A 17,375-nucleotide genomic window follows, 5' to 3' on the forward strand; every position below is an offset into this window, starting at 1 on the left:
GCGGCCACACTGAGCCCATGCATCTCATCAACCTCTTCGGCCCACCGGCGGTCGGCAAGATGAGCGTGGGCCGGGAGATCGCGGCACGCACGCCGTACCGCCTCTTCCACAACCACGCCACGATCGAGCCGCTGCTGGAGGTCTTCGACTGGGAGATGCCGTCGTTCGGAGTGCTCAAGGCCGAGTTCCGGCAACGGGTGATCGAGGAGGCGGTGGCCTCCGAGCTCCCCGGCCTCATCTTCACCTACGTCTGGGCGCTCGAGCTCCCCGAGGACGCGCAGGCCGTCACCAAGCTGGTTGCTCCCGTGGTCGAGGCGGGAGGGAAGGTCGACTGCGTCGAGCTGTACGCCGACATGCCGACCCGTCTGAGCCGCGAGGGCACCCCGGAGCGGCTGGCCGCGAAGCCGTCCAAGCGCGACACCGAGTGGGCGAGGGCGAACGCCGTGGACTGGAACGAGCGCCATGTGCTCTCGACCGGCCCGGAGATGCCGTTCCCTCTGCACTTCCCGCACACCGTGATCGACAACACCCGCCTGTCCGCGGCTGAGACCGCCGAGGAGATCATCACCCGCCTCGGACTGCCGACCAATCCATGATGTGTGTCGGCTGTCCTGAAACCCACGCGCGCTCGGCGCCCAGGTGTGGTCCAATCCCGCTGTGGACCTCGCGCTTGACCTGACCGACCGCGCAGTACGATCCGCGTCGCTCTATCAGGCGCTGCGCGACGCGCTCGGCGACGGCAGGTTGAAGGCGGGCGACCGGCTCCCCGCGAGCCGCGCGTTGGCCAAGGACCTCGGCATCTCCCGGAACACGGTCGCCACGGTCTATGAGCGGCTGGTCGCGGAGGGGTTCCTGGAGTCGCGCGTGGGCGCGGGGACGTACGTCGCGGAGACCACGCGGCAGCGAAAGGACCACGCCCCCGGGTCGCTGACCCCGCGCCCGGGCTGGCGCTGGGCGCCCCGGCCGACGAGCGCGGAGGCGGCGGTGCCGGCGTACGACCTGCGGGTGGGGATCCCCGATGCCGAGCTCTTCCCGTTCGACACCTGGCGGCGGATCCTCGCGGCCGAGTCGCGGCTACGCGGCCACAACCCCGGCACCTACGCCTCGCCCGCCGGTCTGCCGAGGCTGCGCGAAGCGCTGGCGCACACCGTGGCCTACCACCGTGGGGTGCGGGCCGACCCGGGGCAGATCGTGGTCACCAGCGGCACCCAGCAGGCGCTCGATCTCGTCGCCCGCGTCCTGCTGGAGCCGGGCGACGTCGTCGCCGTCGAGGATCCCGGCTACCCGTCCGCGCTCGACCTCTTCGCCTCTCACGGCGCCCGGGTCGTACCGGTCCCGGTCGACGAGGAAGGGCTGGTCGTCGAGGAGATCCCGGAGCAGGCCCGGCTGGTCTATACGACCCCGAGCCACCAGTTTCCGCTCGGCGTACGCCTCTCCCTCCCACGCCGCCGAGCCCTCCTCGCCTTCGCGAACACGCACGATGCGGGCATCGTGGAGGACGACTACGACAGCGAGTTCCGGTTCACCGAGCGGCCCCTGGAGCCGTTGCACGCCCTCGACGACCAGGGCCGGGTGATCTATGTCGGGACCTTCTCCAAGTCGCTGCTGCCGAGCCTGCGCACCGGCTACCTGGTCGCCCCGGGCTCGCTGGTCGACAGCCTGCTGTCCGCCAAGCAGCTTACTGACGGCTTCGGCCCCGTCCAGCCCCAGGCCGCCCTGGCCCGCTTCCTGGAGGAGGGCCTCCTCGCCCGTCATGTGCGCAGGGCGTCCAAGACGTACGCGGAGCGCCGCTCGCTCCTCCTCGAGACCCTCTCCACGTGGCCGGTCGAGGTGCTCCCGTCGGCCGCCGGACTGCACCTGTCCGCCTACGCGGAGCTCCCCGCCGACCTGCCCGAGCGTGCCGCGGCCGAGGGGCTGGCGCTGGACACGATCGCCGCTCATCGCCTGCTGCCTGGACGCGACGGGCTCTTCCTAGGCTACGGAGCCGTCCGGACCGACAGCCTGCCCCGCGGGCTCGAGCTGCTGGCCGACCTCGCGGGCTGGGCGTGACCGGCCTCGACGTGACGTGGCCAGCGACCAGACCAGACCGGCCCCGCCGCAGAGCACCGGGCCGAGCAGGTGGGCGCCGGTGAGGCCCAGCAGGAGCAGCGCCGCGACCAGCGAGCAGACCGCGGCCCACCACGAACGCCCGCCCCGCGGCAGCAGCCGCAGCGCGGCCGCCGCACCCACCACGTAGAGCAGCGAGAACGTCCCCGATGCCATCAGCAGCGCCGCGTCCGTCGAGGCGTCCGCAGCCCAGGTCACCGCGATGGTGCCGAGCGCCACGGCACAGATCGCGAGCAGCGATCGCCGCGGGATCGCGGACGCCGGAGCGGCCAGGGCGCGTGGCAGTCCGCCCTCACGGGCCAGCGACGCCCCGAGCCGCGAGCCGCCGGCGAAGTAGGCGTTGATCGCCCCGATGGTCAGCAGCACGGCGACCACGGCCGTTACCGGCCGCGCGGGCTCCCCGAAGCCCAGCACGAGCAGGTCCGCCAGAGGCGCGGCACCGGAGGTGGACTTGAGCGCGGCGACCGTGGCGAAGGCGATCCCGAGGTAGAGCACCGTGACGACCACCAGCGCGATGACGGTCGCCCTGCGGATGTCGCGCGCCGGGTCGCGATAGTCGGCCGAGAGGGACGAGAGGATCTCCCACCCCGCGAACGCCCACACCAACATCGCCGCCGCGGTGCCGACCGAACCCCACCCGTGCGGCGCGAACGGCGTCAGTCGCGCCAGCTCGGCGTGCGGCAGCGCCACCACGACCGCCACTGCGAGCAGCACCGCGATCGCCCCGGCGATCGCCAGCTGAACGCTTCCGGACACCTTGATCCCGAACCAGTTCATCGCGGTGACCAGCACGATGATCCCCGCCGTCGCCGCCAGCGACATGCCCTGGCCCCCGCCGAAGGCGTCGGCGACGTACGCCCCGCCGAACCCCGCCGCGACCGGCGCCCCCACGCCGATCGTCAGGTAGAACGCCCAGCCGACCATCGTCGCGACGTGCTGGTTGAAGGCGAGCCGTGCGTACGTCGCGACCCCGCCGCCGTCAGGATGCCGCGCCCCCAGCGCGGCGAAGGTCGCCGCCAGCGGCACCGAGAGCACGATCAGCGCCAGCCAGGCCACGAGCGAGGCCGGTCCGGCCTCGCTCGCCGCCAGCGCGGGCAGGGAGATGACACCGGTGCCGAGCACCGCGCCGAGGGTGAGAGCCGCGCCCTGGGGCACGGAGAGTCCGTTGTTCTTCACGAGCGTGACGCTAGTGAGCGCAGAGCCCTCCGCGCCCGGCCAATCAGGCCCTCATCTCCTGGGCCAATCTCCTGAGCCGATGCGGCCTAACGTACGTTGCGCCGCACCCGCTTCTCATACGCCGCCCGTGCCGCCGGGTCGACGCCGGCGAGCAGGTTGGACGCGTTGGTGGCACGGTCGACGAAGTCCTGGAACCGGCGCGGCATCGCCTGGGTGATCTTGGTCAGCGCCTGGGTCCAGTTGGGCACCCAGACCTCGGGCCGCGGTTCGCGGATGACCGACTCGATCGCGGCCGCGACGTCCTCGGGAGTGACCGGCTTCATCCCCTTCGCCTGCGGCACCCCGTCGGCGAGCTCGGTCTGCACCACCGCCGGCAGGATGAGCGAGACGTCGACCCCGGAGGGCGCCAGCTCCATCCGCAGCGCCTCCGAGAAGCCGACCACGGCGAACTTCGAGGCCGAGTAGGTCGCCGCGTCCGGCACCGGCACCCGGCCGACCGCCGAGGAGACGTTGACGATGTGGCCCTGGCCCCGCTCGACCATCGCCGGGGCGACCGCCTTGATCCCGTTGATCGGACCGTGCACGTTGACCTCGAAGATCGCCCGGGTGAGCGCGTCCTCCTCCTTCAGGACCGACCCGAGCGGCATGATCCCGGCGTTGTTGACCAGCACGTCCCACGGCCCCAGGTCCTCGACCGACTCGAGGAACGTACGCCAGGAGGCGGGGTCGGTGACGTCGAGATGTGCGGCCTTCACCCGCGTCCCGAACTCGGCGGTCACATCGTCGAGCAGGTCCGGGTCCAGGTCACCGACGGCGACCGAGGCCCCGGCGCGGGCCAGCCGCTCGACCGTGGCGCGGCCGATGCCACGTGCGCCTCCGGTGACGATGACGGCGGTTCCCTCGATCTGGCGTGTCATGACTCTCCTTCGGTCGTGCGGACCAAGCTGCGTACGGCTTTTCTGTCGGTCTTGCCCACGCTGGTGACGGGGATGGCGTCGAGGATGAGTACCTCGCGGGGGTACTTGTGCGGCGCGAGCCGCGTCTTGACGAAGGCGATCAGCTCCTCGGGGGTGGTGCGGGCACCGGGATGGAGGGCGACGGCCGCGACCACTTCCTCGCCTCGCTGAGCGTCGGGGCGCCCGACCACCGCGGCGGCGGTGACGGCGTCGTGGGCGAGGAGCGCGTCCTCGACGTCGCGGGGGAAGACGTTGAAGCCGCCGCGGATGATCAGGTCCTTGATCCGGTCGTCGACGTAGAGGTAGCCGTCGGCGTCGAAGTGGCCGATGTCGCCGGTGTGCAGCCAGCCGTCGACGACGGTGGCCGCGGTCTGGGCAGGGTCGTTCCAGTAGCCCTGCATGACTCCGGGGCCACGCACCCAGATCTCGCCCTCCTCGCCGGTCGGCACCGGCTCACCGGACGGCCCGGCGATGATCACCTCGGCGTGCGCGAGCGGCTTGCCGACGCTGCTGGGCCGCGACTCCTCGAGGGTCGAGGCGGCGATGACCGCGCTCGACTCCGTGCAGCCGTAGCCCTCCAGGATGGTCACGCCGAAGGCCTCCTCGGCCTTCTCCCGCAGCGCCGGCAGCAGCGGCGCGCCACCGCTGCCGAAGGAGCGCAGCGAGCTCAGGTCGTAGTCCTGGTAGGGCTGGTCGAGCAGCATCTGCAGCATCGACGGGACCACCGTGCTCGACTCGACCCGGTGCTCCTGGGCGAGCTCGAGCCATCCCTTTGCGTCGAACCACCGCTGCAGCACGGAGCTCTGCGGACGCGACGAGTGCATCCCGCTGATCACCACGATCAGGCCGTACGCATGGGAGAGCGGCAGCGGCAGCAGCCACCGTGTCGTGCCCTGGCTCTCCCCGACCCGGTGGAGGGCGTGCCCGGACTCCCACAGCCCGCGGTGGCTGAGCATGACGCCCTTGGCCCGCCCGGTGGTGCCGCCGGTGTAGAGCAGCGCCGCGAGGTCGTCGTCACCGCGCGGGGCGATGTCGATCGGGTCGGCGCCCTCCAGGCTCTCGTACGCCACCGCATCCGTTCCCTCAGGGACGTCCCCGGCCACGACGACGGTGAGATCGAGACCCTCGCCGGCAGCCTGCACCAGCGGCAGCAGCTCGGGCGTCACGATGGCCGCCCTGGCTCCGGAGTCCTCCAGGATGTCCCGCAGCTCGGGCGGGGTCTGCAGGAAGATCACCGGCGTCACCACCGCGCCGAGGCGCCACAGGGCGCGGTAGCTGACGAAGACCTCCGGGGTGTTCATGGTGAGCACCACGACCCGGTCGCCGGGCTCGATCCCGAGTCCGCGCAGTCCGCCGGCGACCCGCGCGGACCGCTCGGCGATCTCCTTGGACGAGTGCCAGGTGCCCTCGAAGAAGACCATCGGATAGTCGCCGTGGCGGGCGTAGGACTCCTCGGCGAGCACCGCCAGGTTGTGCTCGCCGGGCTGCGCACTCATCGGACGCCCAGCTTCCGCAGCGCCTTGAGCTGTCCGTTGCCGAGCTGTACGAACTTCTCGACCGTCTGGCCCTTGAACGGCCCGATCGGGCCCATTCGGGAGGCCGCGACGGTCTGGGCGTCGGTGAACTTCCGGATCCCGTCGGCGCCGTGGCGACGACCGAGCCCGCTCGATCCCATGCCACCCATCCCTGCCTCGATGCTCCCGGCCGCCAGGGCGGCGCCGTCGTTGATGTTCACCGCGCCCGCGCGGATGCGCCGAGCGATCATGTCGGCCTCGCGTACGTTCTTGCTGAACACGCTGGCCGAGAGCCCGGCCTCGCCCTGGTTGGCGATCCGGACGGCCTCCTCGTCGCTGTCGGCGCGATAGAGCGCGACGACCGGTCCGAAGGTCTCACCGAGACACAGGTCCATCTCGGAAGTGACGCCCTCCAGGACCGTCGGGGCGAAGGCGTACGGACCGACCTCGGCGAGCGGCTCGCCACCGGCCAGTACGGTCGCGCCCTTCGCGACCGCGTCGGTGACGTGGGCGGTGACCTTGTCGAGCTGCGCCTGCGAGGCCAGCGACCCGACGTCGGCCGAGTAGTCGAAGGTCTGCCCGACCACCTGGTTCTCGGTCTCGGCGACCAGCGCCTGGCGGAAGGCGTCGTAGACGTCCTCGTGCACCACCACGCGCTCGATGTGGACGCACATCTGGCCGGTGTTGGCGAAGGCCGCCATCACCGTGCCACGAGCCGCCTGGGCGAGGTCGGCGTCGCGGCGGACGATGAGCGGGTTCTTCCCGCCGAGCTCGAGCGAGGCGCCGATCAGCCGGCCCGCGGCGCGCTGGGCGACGATCCGCCCGGTGGCCGTCGAGCCGGTGAACGCGATGTAGTCGACGTTGTCGATGACCGCCTCACCGGTGGCCGCGCCCGGCCCGGCGACGACCTGCCAGACGTGCTCGGGGAGCCCAGCCTCGGCCATCAGCGCCCTCGCCCACAGCAGCGTCAGCGGCGCCTGCGGGTCGGCCTTGCTGATCACGGCCGCGCCCGCGAGCAGCGCCGGGATGGCGTCGCCGACCCCGAGATAGAGCGGGTAGTTCCACGGCGAGATGATCCCGACGACCTTCTTCGGCACCCGCAACTCCTTCACGGAGGTGATGCCGGGGATCGCCCCGCGAACGCGCTTGTCGGCCAGGTACGCCGGACCGCGCCGGGCGTAGTGGCGGGCGATCGTGCCGACCTGGAGGATCTCCTGCCAGGCGTGGAAGCGGGCCTTGCCCATCTCCCACTGGATCAGGTCGAGCACCTCGTCCTGGCGCTCGACCAGCAGGTCGTGGAAGCGGAGCATGACCTCGGCACGGTCCTGGAAGGCCAGGGTCGCCCAGTCGGGCTGGGCGGCCCGCGCCGCGGCCGCGGCCTCGGCGACGTCCGCGGCGGTCACCGAAGGCACCGGGACGGTCGGCTGGGCGTCATAGGGTGCGACTGCGGTCAGGGTGCCGTCACCTCCGGAGACCGGGCAGGCCACCCATCGGGTCCAGGAGGCGAGGCGTGCCTCGTCGATCCATCCGGGACGTACGCTTTCGGCCTCCGCTGTCTTCGTGGTCATCGATCTCCTCAGATCCGGGTCAATTGGATGGGGTTGCCGTCCTTCGGGAACGGCAGTGAGCTGTTGTCCAGGGGCGCGCGGTAGCCGGGGGAGACGCTCCATCGGTAGTCGCGCAGGAGCCGGTGCAGGATCGACTTGACCTCGAGACCGGCGAAGTAGAGCCCGATGCACTTGTGCACCCCGCCCCCGAACGGCTCCCACGCCATCCGGTGGCTCTTGTCCTCGCGCCGGTGCGGCGCGAAGCGCTCGGGGTCGAAGACGTTCGGGTTGGTCCAGTACTCCTCCATCATGTGGCTGAACTGGACCCCGACCATCACGCCCATGTCGGCCGGGATGCGGACCCCGAGGAGGCGGGTCTCCTTGACCGTACGCCGGATCAGCGCGGGCACGGGGGCACGCAGCCGCAGCGCCTCCCGCATCACCAGGTCCAGGCTGGTGAGGCTCTCGATCTCTTGCATCGTCGGCGCCTCGCCGAGCGCGAGGGACTCCTCGCGGCAGCGCTGCTGCCACTGCGGATGCTGGCCGAGGTACTGGAGCATCGTCGAGGAGGTGATGGTCGAGGTGTCGTGCGCGGCCATCATCAGGAAGATCATGTGGTTGACGACGTCCTCGTCGCTGAACCGCTCGCCGTCGTCGGTCTCGATGTGGCACAGCACCGAGAAGATGTCGTCGCTCGCGGTGGCCCGTTTGGCGGGCAGGTAGTGGCGCAGGAAGCCCTCCAGCACCTTCCGGCCGCGGAACGCCCGGCCCCAGCGAGTCATCGGCACATCGCCGCGTACGACACCGGCGGCCGCCTGCACACAGGCGATGAACGCCTTGTTGACCCGGTCCATCTCTGCCCGGCTGGTCTCGGCCGCACCACCCATGAAGATGTCGGCGGCGATGTCGAGGGTGAGCTGCTTGAGCCGCGGATAGGCCTGGAACGCGGGCGTGTTGGCCCAGCCGCGCATGCCCTGCGCGATCGCCGGGTGCATCGCGGTGGTGTAGGTGGCGAGCCGGTCTCGGGTGAAGGCCTCCTGCATGATGCGGCGATGGGCGTGGTGCTCCTCGAAGTCGAGCAGCATCAGGCCGCGGTCGAAGAAGGGGCCGACGATCTGCCCCCAGGCCGGCCCGTTGGCGAAGGCCTTGTCCTTGTTGCGCAGCACCGCCTCGCACGCGTCCGGTCCGAGCGCGACCACCCCGGCCTCGCCGGCACGGAAGAACGGCGAGACCGGGCCGTACGTCTCCCACTGGTGCCGATAGAAGCCGACCGGGTCGCGGGAGTAGTCCAGCAGCCGGCCGATCCAGGGGAGGCCGCGGTCGCCGGGCACGAGTCGCGGGATCTCGCGTAGCGCCTCGGTCGCTGTCATGGTGTCTGATCCATCGTGTCCGACCTCCCGGTCCCGAGTGACTCTGCCGAGGGTAGTCAAGTAGAACGTGTTCCCGCAGCCGTTCGGTGGGCATGGATGGGCCTCGTGCGTTGTTGAGGTGTCCGTGGAGAGCTACGAATCAGTGGTGATCGGTGCCGGTCAGGCCGGTCTGTCGGCGTCCTACCACCTCAGCCGGCTGGGCGTACGCCACGTCGTGCTCGACGCCGAGCGTCGCCCGGGTGGCGCCTGGCAGCACCGCTGGGACTCGCTCACCATGCACGACGTGCACGGTGTCGCCGACCTGCCGGACGGGCGCGCGCCGGGGGAGTCGGGGGAGCGGGCCAACGTCGCAGTGCCGGGATGGTTCGGGACCTATGAGTCCTTGCACGACCTGCCGGTCGAGCGCCCGGTGAAGGTCACCTCGGTGACCTCGGTCGGCGACCTGCTCGCGGTGAACTCGGCCGACGGACGGACCTGGTTCACCCGGACGCTGGTCAACGCGACCGGGACCTGGACGCGACCGTTCGTGCCGCACTACCCGGGGGCATCGACGTTCCTCGGGGAGCAGGTGCACACCCACGACTATCCGGGTGCCGCTCACTTCCGGGGTTCACGGGTCGCAGTGGTCGGTGGAGGAGCCTCGGCTGTGCAGTTCCTCGGTGAGCTCGCGCCGGTGACCGACGTCCTCTGGGTGACCCGGCGTGAGCCGGTCTGGCGCTCCGACTTCGACGCCGAACGTGGGCGCGAGGCGGTGGCGTTGGTGGCGGAGCGGGTCGAGGCCGGCCTGCCGCCCGCGAGCGTCGTCAGCGTCACCGGTCTCTCGCTGCGTCCGCAGGAGCAGGAGGCCGCGCGGCTCGGGGTCTACGAGCGCCGGCTGCCGATGTTTGCGCGGATCGAGCCTGACGGGCTCCGATGGGACTCGGGGGCTTTCGAGCGTGTCGATGCGATCCTGTGGGCTACCGGCTTCCGCCCTGCCGTCACCCACCTCGCTCCGCTTCATCTGCGCAGCTCGCACGGCGGGATCCCGCTGCTGCGCGACTCGGCGGACGTCCAGACCGCCGTCACCGCTGCGTACGACCCGCGTGTCCAGCTCGTCGGCTACGGCCCCTCCGCGAGCACCATCGGGGCCAGCCGTGCCGGCCGGGCCGCGGCCCGCGCGGTCCGGCGACAGCTGGCTGAGAAGGGTCAGCTCGTGGCTCGGTGAGCCTTCTTCACGGCGAGGTCACAGCGAGCCGAGGTCGGCAGAGATCCAGTGCTCCGGCGTGAGCCGGATCGTCACCTCGGGCGGAAAGTTCGCCGCCTGCGCCAGGTAGGCGTCGGCTGCCTCGGGAGGCAGGTACCGTCGGGCCATCGCTTCTGCTTCGCCCTCGGCGGCATCGGCGATCCGCACCGGCCCTTCGACCGAGACGTACCTGACCGTCGGCTCGAGGCGCTCGACCATCAGCGTGCAGCGTCCTGCTGCGCGGATCAGTCGCGTCTTCAGCGAGTCTTTTCCCGTGACGAACCATGCGTCGCCGCCGGGGGTGTAGTCGTACCAGATCGGGACTGTCAGGGGTGCTCTTCCGTCTTCTCGGGCTACTGAGAGTGCTGCGATCAGGGGTTGGGTCAGGAGGTCTTGGCGGTCTTTGAGTGGGATACCCATGTTTTCGACCGTACTTCTTGGTTGGTGTGGCCGCCGACCCGTTTTGGAGGGTCTTCTCGATCTGGTCCGGCGTCAAGGACGCCCTTCGGGCGCCGGCTTCGCCGGCCGCCTTCGGCGGTCCTGGACTCCGGACCAGATCGAGAAAAGATTTGGCTGGCTATCGGGGCGGCGGCCGGGGTGTGGCGCGGAGAGATTCTTTGCTCAGAAGGCTGGTGTTGATGGGGCGGAAGGGTGGCCCTGCGGGCCACTTACCATCCACAGAGACGAGGCCGTTCGCTCACCGCGAAAGCAGTGTTTGACCTGGGAAAATAGATGGCCAAGGAAGGGCTGGCGGCGTAGAATCAGAACCATCACAACACCTCTTTGAAGGGAGGATGGCGATGAGTCTCGGCCGCTCGATCGACCCCTGGGGCACCAACCCCGACGACGCGATCGACGCCGAGCTGACTGCCATCGAAACCTCCCTCGACAGGCTGCTGACCCGCGACCCCGCCTACTGGCGCACCGGACAAAAGAAGAACTCGCTGGAGCAACTGGAGAAGCTCCAGGCCAAACTGGCCGCGGTCAGACTCCGGGTGCTCGCATCTGCCGGCGACATCGCCGAAGAGACCGGCGCCAAAGACGCCTCCGGATGGATGCGGGCCGAGCTGTTGGTCGACAAGGCCGTGGCCCGCTCGCAGATCAAGCTCGCCGCAGGGGTCGCTAAGTACGACCTCGTCGCCGCTGGTCTGGCTGAAGGTGTCGTGTCCCAGGACAAGGCCCGGGTGATCACCCGGGCGCTCGACAAGATCGAGACCAACCCGGTCGCCAGCTCTGAGGACCTGGTGTTGGCGGAGAAGCTGCTGGTCGACTACGCCACCCGGTTGACCGCCAACGAGCTCCACATCGTCGGGAAACGGATCCTGGCCGAGATCGACCCGGCCCGGTTCGAAGACGCCGAAGCCAAAGCACTCCTCGCCGAGGAAGAACGCGCCCACCAGAAGACCGCCCTGCGGGTGTGGGACAACCACGACGGCACCATCGGCTTCGAGGGCGTCTTCCCGACCTCGATGGGGATGAGGTTCAAGCGGCTGGTCGAGGCCTGGGCCCAGCCCCGCAAACAGCAGCTGGTCGGCAAGGGTGCCCCGCTGCCTCCGTGGGAGCGGCTGATGGGCCAGGGCTTCTCGCGGTTGCTGGAGACCGTGGACCCGACAGCGTTGCCCCGTCACGGTGGCGACGCGACCACCATCAACGTGGTGATCTCGCTCGAGGAGCTCCGCAAAGACCTCGGGATCGCGATTCTGGGCTACGACGAGACCAACGGCACCACCATCTCCGCGGCGGAGGCCCGGAGGATGGCGTGCAACGCGACCATCATCCCCTGGGTCCTCGGCGGAGACGGTGAGGTGCTCGACGCCGGTCGAGGCAGCAGGTTCTTCCAACCGATTCAGCGCAAGGCGATGCGGCTGCAGCAGAAGTGCTGCCAGGCCGAGGGCTGCGACATGCCACCGGAGTGGTGCGACGCCCACCATCTAGAACCATGGGCTGCCGGCGGGAAAACGGACCTCAAGGACGGGGCGTTGTTGTGCCCGCATCATCACCGCTTGGCGCACAACCCGGCGTACGTCCATGAGCGGCTGCCGGATGGCACGATTCGGTTCACCCGCCGACCCTAGACACGCAACGCGGGAACAGTCTGCGCCGAAAATGAGTATCGGCGCTCACGCCAGGCCCGATGAGGCCGTCGAGACTGGCGAGGTGAAGACTCTGTGGGCCGTTCTGACCGTCGTTGCGCTGACTCTGGTCGCGGCTGTCGGAGGGTTCTGGGCCTGGGCTCAGGGGTCGCCGGCGGAAGCGCAGACGCATACGCGCGCGGTGGCGATCTTCAACGCGATGGAGACCTATCCCGGCATGACCGCCTACGAACAGGCGCGCGAGGGGGAACGGCAGGGAGAGGTGGAGATTCTGGTGGCGACCGACAGTCCCGAGGACGGCCGGCGGATCGTGCTGGCGATCACGGCGCACCACGAGTGCCGGACGAACTGGGAGTGTGCCACTCGGATCTGGCCCGACTCCACGAGCACCTACTCCGCCACCCGCTGCTTCGAATGGTCGGAGCCGCGCGAGTGGGACACCGCCGACGAGGTCGACTGTCCGAAGAAGCAGCAGATCGACACGACTCCCGCCGCGACCGTCGAGCTTCCGGAGGATGCCGAGACCCGGCTCGAGTCGGCGCTGCGTGGGGATGACGCGGCGGCGAGAGTAGGCGCCCTCAACGACCTCCCAGGGCTCGAGGTGCAGGAGGAGGGGACGAGGATCTACGTCGCGGCTGGTGGGGTCACCGGCTACTGGACCGGGCGGATGACCACCGACTGCCTGCTCGGGTGGAAGGTCGACGGCGAGGTCGAAGTCGTACGTCTCTCCGCAAGCCCCCACGAAGACCCGCTGAGCTGTGGCTGGGAGGGCGCTCGAGCCCGCGCGGAGGAGTGAACTCGCGCGGGGCGTTGCGCGGCGAATGCTAGAACCGGCACAGACGGTTTCCGCAATGCCAGGAGGTCACATGTCGAAGCCGAGCAGCGACGTACGAGCATTCGAAGCCCACGCGACCGACGCCGACCTCGACGACCTGCGGGCGCGTCTGGCTGCGGCGAGGTTGCCGGAGGCCGAGACAGTCGATCCCGCGGCGCGCGGCCGGGGTCGGTGGGAGCAGGGCGTTCCACTCGCCGACCTCGTCGATCTCGTGGAGCACTGGCGCACGGCGTACGACTGGCGGTCGTTCGAAGAGCGCCTGAACCAGGCCGGACAGTTCCGCATGACCATCGACGGTCTGGGAATCCACTTCCTGCACCGCAGGTCGCCGCGTGCGGACGCGACGCCGCTGCTCCTGACGCACGGGTGGCCCGACAGCATCGTCAGGTTCATCGACGTGATGGACGAGCTGGCGGAGCCGAAGGAAGCGGACGCTCCGGCCTTCCATGTAGTGGTCCCGTCTCTGCCGGGCTTCGGCTACAGCGACCGGCCGGCCACGACCGGGTGGGGCACCGAGAAGACCGCGGCCGCCTGGGTGGAGCTGATGGGACGGCTCGGCTACGCCCGGTTCCTGGCGCACGGCGGCGACTGGGGCGGCAACATCACCACGGTGCTCGCCGGCAGGTTCCCGGAGCACGTCCTCGGCATCCACACGACGTTCGCGGAGGGTCTGCCCGGGTTGACCATGGACGGGCTGACGCCGCGGGAGCGGACCTGGGCCGAGGGGACCCGTGACTTCTGGCGCAACCGGGCGGCATACGCGAAGCAGCAGGCCACCCGCCCGCAGACCATCGGCTACGCGCTCGTCGACTCTCCCGTCGGGCTGCTCGCCTGGCTACTCGACAAGTTCGCCGAGTGGTCGGACACCGACGACAGCCCGTTCGAGACCATCTCCCGCGAACGCATCCTCGACAACGTCACCCTCTACTGGCTGACGCGGACCGGCGCGTCCGCAGCCCGTATCTACTACGAGAGCCACAACGCGCTCGACCCCGAGCTGCGGGTCGACGTACCGTCGGCGATCACGATCTATCCCAACGACGTCGAGCGCTGTCCGCGTCCGTGGGCACAGCACCGCTACCGGCGCATCGTCCGCTGGGGGACACCCGAGGCAGGTGGGCACTTCCCGTCGATGGAGGTTCCTGATCGGTTCGTCGAGGATCTGCGCGAGGGCCTCGCGGCTGTGTTGCTCGCCCAGGGACACTGAAGGCATGCGAAGGATCGGCGTACTGGGCGGAATGAGCTGGGAGTCGACGGCGGAGTACTACCGCCTGCTCAACGAGATCACCGCGAAGCGACTCGGCGGGCTGCACTCGGCGGACCTGCTCGTACGGTCGGTGGACTTCGCGGAGATCGAGGAGATGCAGGCATCCGGCGAGTGGGAGCGAGCGGGGGAGCGCCTTGCCGCGGAGGCGGCGACGCTCAGCAGGGCCGGGGCCGAGGTGATCGTGCTGGCCACGAACACGATGCACAAGGTGGCCGGGGCGTTGGAGGAGACGTACGGGGATCGTTTCCTGCACCTCGGCGACACGACGGCAGCCGCGGTCCAAGCGGCAGGGGCCGGGCGGGTGGGGCTGCTCGGCACCGGGTTCACGATGTCGCAGCCGTTCTACGCCGACCGGCTCCGCGGCCACGGCCTCGAGGTGACCGTCCCGAACGAGCCGGACCAGGAGACCGTCCATCGGATCATCTACGAGGAGCTGTGTCTGGGGATGTTCCTGGACAGCTCCCGGCAGGCGTACCTCGAGGTCATCGACCGTCTGGTCGCCGCCGGCTGCGAGGGCGTGATCCTCGGGTGCACCGAGATCGAGCTGCTGCTGCCGATCGAGACGTACGCGGGTGTGCCGCTGTTCCCGACGACCCGGCTGCACTGCGAGGCAGCGATCGAGGCTGCACTCAGCCCCCGGGATCAGCGCAGCGCCCACTCCTCGGCGAGGATCGCGTAGGAGAGGCCGTCGAGCCAGCCGCGGGTGCGGTGCAGGGAGTCCTTGACGGTGTGCGACTCGCGCCGCATGCCGAGGCGCTCCATGAGTCGCCAGGAGGCCTCGTTGTCGGCGAAGCACTCCGCGACGACGCGGCGCAGACCCAGGGGACCGAAGCAGACGTCGAGCACGGCGCGTACGGCCTCGGTGGCGTAGCCGTTGCCCTGGTGGGCGGGGTCGATCGTCCAGCCGAGCTCGGCCTGGGTGCCGTTGGCGTGCTCGCGCACCTCGGTCTGCGACCACGGGTCGGTGATCCGCAGCATGAGGTCGCCGACGATGATCCCGTCACGCTCGATCACCAGGCCGGGCCCGATGACGTCGGGGTTCTCGAAGACCTTGCGGTAGGCCTCGAGGTCCGCGAACGCTGTCGTCACCCATTCGGCCACCTCGGGAAGCCCTCGGAAGGCCCAGGTCGGCTCGATGTCGGCGGGCGTCATCCGGCGGATCAGGAGGCGCTCCGTGCGTAGCGGCCAGTCGGCCTTCTCCAGCGGATCAGGTCGGGCGTCGATCATGCGCCTACTTTCGCATCCACCCGTTCCGGGACGCCACCGAGTTCTTCGGGGAGGGCGTCGTGTCGTACGACCAGGGAGGTGACCGCGCGGGTGAGGCAGACGTAGAGGCGGCGGAGTCCGGTGTCGCGGTCGGGCTCGCCGGCGACGATCCCGGTGGGGTCGGAGACGACGACGTGGTCGAACTCGAGCCCCTTCGCGAGCGAGGCGGGGACGAGATCGAGATGGGCATCGAACTCGGTCTCCTCGTCGGCCCCCACCCCGATCTCGGCGAAGGAGAGCCCGGCCGCGGTCAGCTCGGCGCGCACCGTCGCGAGCGAGGCGTCGGGCACGATCAGCCCCACCGACCCGGGGCGCTCCAGCGCAGCCCCGAGCGCCTCCACGACAGACGAGGTGGTGAAGGTGAGGTCACCACGCGTGCGGCGCACCGCGACCGGCGCCTCCAGGTCGGGGGCGATGTGGGGGAGGAGACGGGCCGCGTAGGCGATCACGTCGGCCGGGACCCGGAAGCCACGCGTCAGCTGCTCGACATGGCCGTCGGGCTTGCCGAGGTGCGCCAGGGCATCGGCCCACGACGAAGAGGCCCACGGCGTGGTCGCCTGGGCGAGGTCCCCGAGGATCGTCAGCGAGCCCGTGGTCGAACGACGGCCGAGCGCGCGCAGCATCATCGCGGAGAGGTCCTGGGCCTCGTCGGCGACGATGTGTGCCACCGACGGCGTGCGGTCGAGCAGGTCGGCGATCTCGTCGAGGAGCACCAGGTCGGCCAGCGACCAGCGCGCCGCGCCTGCCGAGCGCGGCGGCTTCTCCCAGATCAGGCTCGCCTGCTCCGCCTCCGAGAGGAGCCCGTCGGCGACCTCCGCCAGCCAGGCCGCGTCGGTGAACAGCCGGAACAGGACCCGGGCGGGCTTGAGATCGGGCCAGAGCGCGGCGGCGTAGTCCTTGACCGGCTTCGCCCGCGCCACCGCGTCGTGCACCCGGTCGTCGGGCGAGTCGCCCGAGCGCTCCATCTGCACCAGCACCCGGTGGGCCAGGGCGCGCGGGAGCAGCGCGCGGCCCGCCGCGTACCGCAGATCGTTGGCGCGCAGCCCCTCCAGCGCCTCCCGCGCCTCGTAGGTCGGCACCCGCCAGCGCCGCGAGCCACGCGGGACGACCAAGGCCTCCTCCGGGTCACCGACGTGGGACCAGACGGCCCTGTGGAGCACCTCGGCCATGCGTACGTCGCCCTTCAGCGTCGCCACCGGCGCGGGCTCCTCCGCGCGGACGGCGCCATGGATGGCGACCAGTTCCGCGATCGTCGCCTGCTTGGCCTCGATCTCACCCAGCGCGGGGAGAACGTCGCGGATGTAGCGCAGGAACGAGGCGTTGGGGCCGATGATCAGGACCCCGCGCCGGGTCAGCTGGTCGCGGTGCGCGTAGAGGAGGTACGCCGCCCGGTGCAGTCCCACGGCGGTCTTCCCCGTCCCCGGCGCGCCCTGCACGACGATCGTCTGGGACAGGTCGGCGCGGACCAGCACGTCCTGCTCGGGCTGGATGGTCGCGACGATGTCGCGCATCGGTCCCACGCGCGGCCGCTCGATCTCGGCCTCGAGGATCGCCGAGTGCTCCGGCCCGGCTCCTGCGTCGGTCAGCGACTCGTCCTCGAACGCCGTCAGCTCCCCGTGGGAGAACCCGTAGCGCCGCCTCCGCGCCAGCCCCATCGGCTCGGTCCGCGAGGCCCGGTAGAACGGGACGCTGACCGGGGCCCGCCAGTCGACCACCATCGGGTCGCCCGCGCTGTCGGAGATGTGGCGCCGGCCGATGTGGAAGGACTCTGCCCCCAGATCGGCGGTCCGGTCGATGCGACCGAAGAAGAGCGGCACGTCCGGATCGTCCGCGAGCTGCTCCAGCCGGCGCGCGAGGGTGGCGTCGAGGATCTCGGCGCTGACCCAGTTGCCGGCCGTGGAGGAGTCCAGCGACTCCACCTTCTTCCGCATCCGGGCCAGATCCTGCCGGGAGGCGGCCAGATGCTCGCGCTCGGCGTCGAGGTCGTCTATGGGCATGGCTGGTTCATCGCTTCTCCGTGGCG

15 protein-coding genes are annotated in these 17,375 nt (G+C 70.5%); 7 read left to right on the top strand and 8 right to left on the bottom strand.

What is annotated here, in order from left to right; genetic code table 11:
- The first annotated feature begins 17 nt into the window (after positions 1-17).
- Both OH802_RS15980 and OH802_RS15985 read left to right on the top strand, forming a co-directional pair.
- The gene (locus OH802_RS15980) at positions 18-596 is read left to right on the top strand and encodes an AAA family ATPase (RefSeq protein WP_406020019.1); all 579 of its coding nucleotides are present in this window, start codon (positions 18-20) and stop codon (positions 594-596) included.
- A 61-nt stretch (positions 597-657) separates the two neighbouring features.
- A complete protein-coding gene (locus OH802_RS15985; RefSeq protein ID WP_406020021.1) occupies positions 658-2,049 on the top strand; it encodes a PLP-dependent aminotransferase family protein in 1,392 nt (463 codons plus the stop codon).
- Here the strand turns inward: OH802_RS15985 and OH802_RS15990 are convergent.
- The 5 genes from OH802_RS15990 to OH802_RS16010 form a co-directional block, all read right to left on the bottom strand.
- The gene (locus OH802_RS15990; protein WP_406020023.1) at positions 1,972-3,282 is read right to left on the bottom strand and encodes an APC family permease; all 1,311 of its coding nucleotides are present in this window, start codon (positions 3,280-3,282) and stop codon (positions 1,972-1,974) included. The genes OH802_RS15985 and OH802_RS15990 overlap by 78 nt on opposite strands.
- An 86-nt stretch (positions 3,283-3,368) precedes the next feature.
- A complete protein-coding gene (locus tag OH802_RS15995; RefSeq protein ID WP_406020025.1) occupies positions 3,369-4,199 on the bottom strand; it encodes an SDR family oxidoreductase in 831 nt (276 codons plus the stop codon).
- Positions 4,196-5,734 carry a class I adenylate-forming enzyme family protein gene (locus tag OH802_RS16000; RefSeq protein ID WP_406020027.1) on the bottom strand — a complete coding sequence of 513 codons (1,539 nt, stop codon included), beginning with the start codon at positions 5,732-5,734 and terminating at the stop codon, positions 4,196-4,198. The genes OH802_RS15995 and OH802_RS16000 overlap by 4 nt, the downstream gene beginning before the upstream one ends.
- Complete coding sequence (locus OH802_RS16005; protein WP_406020029.1) at positions 5,731-7,320, bottom strand: succinic semialdehyde dehydrogenase; 1,590 nt, start codon at positions 7,318-7,320, stop codon at positions 5,731-5,733. Before OH802_RS16005 ends, OH802_RS16000 begins: the two co-directional genes overlap by 4 nt.
- A gap of 8 nt (positions 7,321-7,328) precedes the next feature.
- Positions 7,329-8,669 carry a cytochrome P450 gene (locus tag OH802_RS16010; RefSeq protein WP_406020032.1) on the bottom strand — a complete coding sequence of 447 codons (1,341 nt, stop codon included), beginning with the start codon at positions 8,667-8,669 and terminating at the stop codon, positions 7,329-7,331.
- Between the two features lie 124 nt (positions 8,670-8,793).
- Between OH802_RS16010 and OH802_RS16015 the strand changes: the two genes are divergently transcribed.
- On the top strand, positions 8,794-9,873 hold the full coding sequence (locus tag OH802_RS16015) for an NAD(P)-binding domain-containing protein (RefSeq protein WP_406020034.1): 1,080 nt from the start codon (positions 8,794-8,796) through the stop codon (positions 9,871-9,873).
- A gap of 18 nt (positions 9,874-9,891) precedes the next feature.
- Here OH802_RS16015 and OH802_RS16020 read toward each other — a convergent pair whose 3' ends face one another.
- Positions 9,892-10,311 carry a pyridoxamine 5'-phosphate oxidase family protein gene (locus OH802_RS16020; RefSeq protein ID WP_406020036.1) on the bottom strand — a complete coding sequence of 140 codons (420 nt, stop codon included), beginning with the start codon at positions 10,309-10,311 and terminating at the stop codon, positions 9,892-9,894.
- Between the two features lie 380 nt (positions 10,312-10,691).
- Between OH802_RS16020 and OH802_RS16025 the strand changes: the two genes are divergently transcribed.
- From OH802_RS16025 to OH802_RS16040, 4 genes are all read left to right on the top strand, one after another.
- Positions 10,692-11,966 carry a DUF222 domain-containing protein gene (locus OH802_RS16025; RefSeq protein WP_406020038.1) on the top strand — a complete coding sequence of 425 codons (1,275 nt, stop codon included), beginning with the start codon at positions 10,692-10,694 and terminating at the stop codon, positions 11,964-11,966.
- A gap of 82 nt (positions 11,967-12,048) precedes the next feature.
- Positions 12,049-12,780 carry a hypothetical protein gene (locus OH802_RS16030; protein ID WP_406020040.1) on the top strand — a complete coding sequence of 244 codons (732 nt, stop codon included), beginning with the start codon at positions 12,049-12,051 and terminating at the stop codon, positions 12,778-12,780.
- A gap of 70 nt (positions 12,781-12,850) precedes the next feature.
- Entirely contained in the window at positions 12,851-14,026 is a 1,176-nt protein-coding gene (locus OH802_RS16035; protein WP_406020042.1) for an epoxide hydrolase, read from the top strand.
- Positions 14,027-14,030: 4 nt separating this feature from the next.
- Positions 14,031-14,765 (top strand): aspartate/glutamate racemase family protein, encoded by a 735-nt coding sequence (locus OH802_RS16040; protein WP_406020044.1) that lies wholly within the window; start codon positions 14,031-14,033, stop codon positions 14,763-14,765.
- Here the strand turns inward: OH802_RS16040 and OH802_RS16045 are convergent.
- A complete protein-coding gene (locus OH802_RS16045; protein WP_406020046.1) occupies positions 14,729-15,313 on the bottom strand; it encodes a GNAT family N-acetyltransferase in 585 nt (194 codons plus the stop codon). The genes OH802_RS16040 and OH802_RS16045 overlap by 37 nt on opposite strands.
- Positions 15,310-17,349 (bottom strand): HelD family protein, encoded by a 2,040-nt coding sequence (locus OH802_RS16050; RefSeq protein ID WP_406020047.1) that lies wholly within the window; start codon positions 17,347-17,349, stop codon positions 15,310-15,312. Before OH802_RS16050 ends, OH802_RS16045 begins: the two co-directional genes overlap by 4 nt.
- Positions 17,350-17,375 lie beyond the last annotated feature (26 nt).

Origin of the sequence: Nocardioides sp. NBC_00850 (assembly GCF_045207335.1) — a bacterium.
Taxonomy (GTDB): Bacteria; Actinomycetota; Actinomycetes; order Propionibacteriales; family Nocardioidaceae; genus Nocardioides.

Excerpts from the sequence above, each read along its gene's own strand:
- OH802_RS16045 (WP_406020046.1), bottom strand. The coding sequence starts at position 15,313 with ATGATCGACGCCCGACCTGATCCGCTGGAGAAGGCCGACTGGCCGCTA.
- OH802_RS15980 (WP_406020019.1), top strand. The coding sequence starts at position 18 with ATGCATCTCATCAACCTCTTCGGCCCACCGGCGGTCGGCAAGATGAGC.
- OH802_RS16020 (WP_406020036.1), bottom strand. The coding sequence starts at position 10,311 with ATGGGTATCCCACTCAAAGACCGCCAAGACCTCCTGACCCAACCCCTG.
- OH802_RS16035 (WP_406020042.1), top strand. The coding sequence starts at position 12,851 with ATGTCGAAGCCGAGCAGCGACGTACGAGCATTCGAAGCCCACGCGACC.
- OH802_RS16040 (WP_406020044.1), top strand. The coding sequence starts at position 14,031 with ATGCGAAGGATCGGCGTACTGGGCGGAATGAGCTGGGAGTCGACGGCG.
- OH802_RS16010 (WP_406020032.1), bottom strand. The coding sequence starts at position 8,669 with ATGACAGCGACCGAGGCGCTACGCGAGATCCCGCGACTCGTGCCCGGC.
- OH802_RS15995 (WP_406020025.1), bottom strand. The coding sequence starts at position 4,199 with ATGACACGCCAGATCGAGGGAACCGCCGTCATCGTCACCGGAGGCGCA.
- OH802_RS16005 (WP_406020029.1), bottom strand. The coding sequence starts at position 7,320 with ATGACCACGAAGACAGCGGAGGCCGAAAGCGTACGTCCCGGATGGATC.
- OH802_RS16025 (WP_406020038.1), top strand. The coding sequence starts at position 10,692 with ATGAGTCTCGGCCGCTCGATCGACCCCTGGGGCACCAACCCCGACGAC.
- OH802_RS16000 (WP_406020027.1), bottom strand. The coding sequence starts at position 5,734 with ATGAGTGCGCAGCCCGGCGAGCACAACCTGGCGGTGCTCGCCGAGGAG.
- OH802_RS16050 (WP_406020047.1), bottom strand. The coding sequence starts at position 17,349 with ATGCCCATAGACGACCTCGACGCCGAGCGCGAGCATCTGGCCGCCTCC.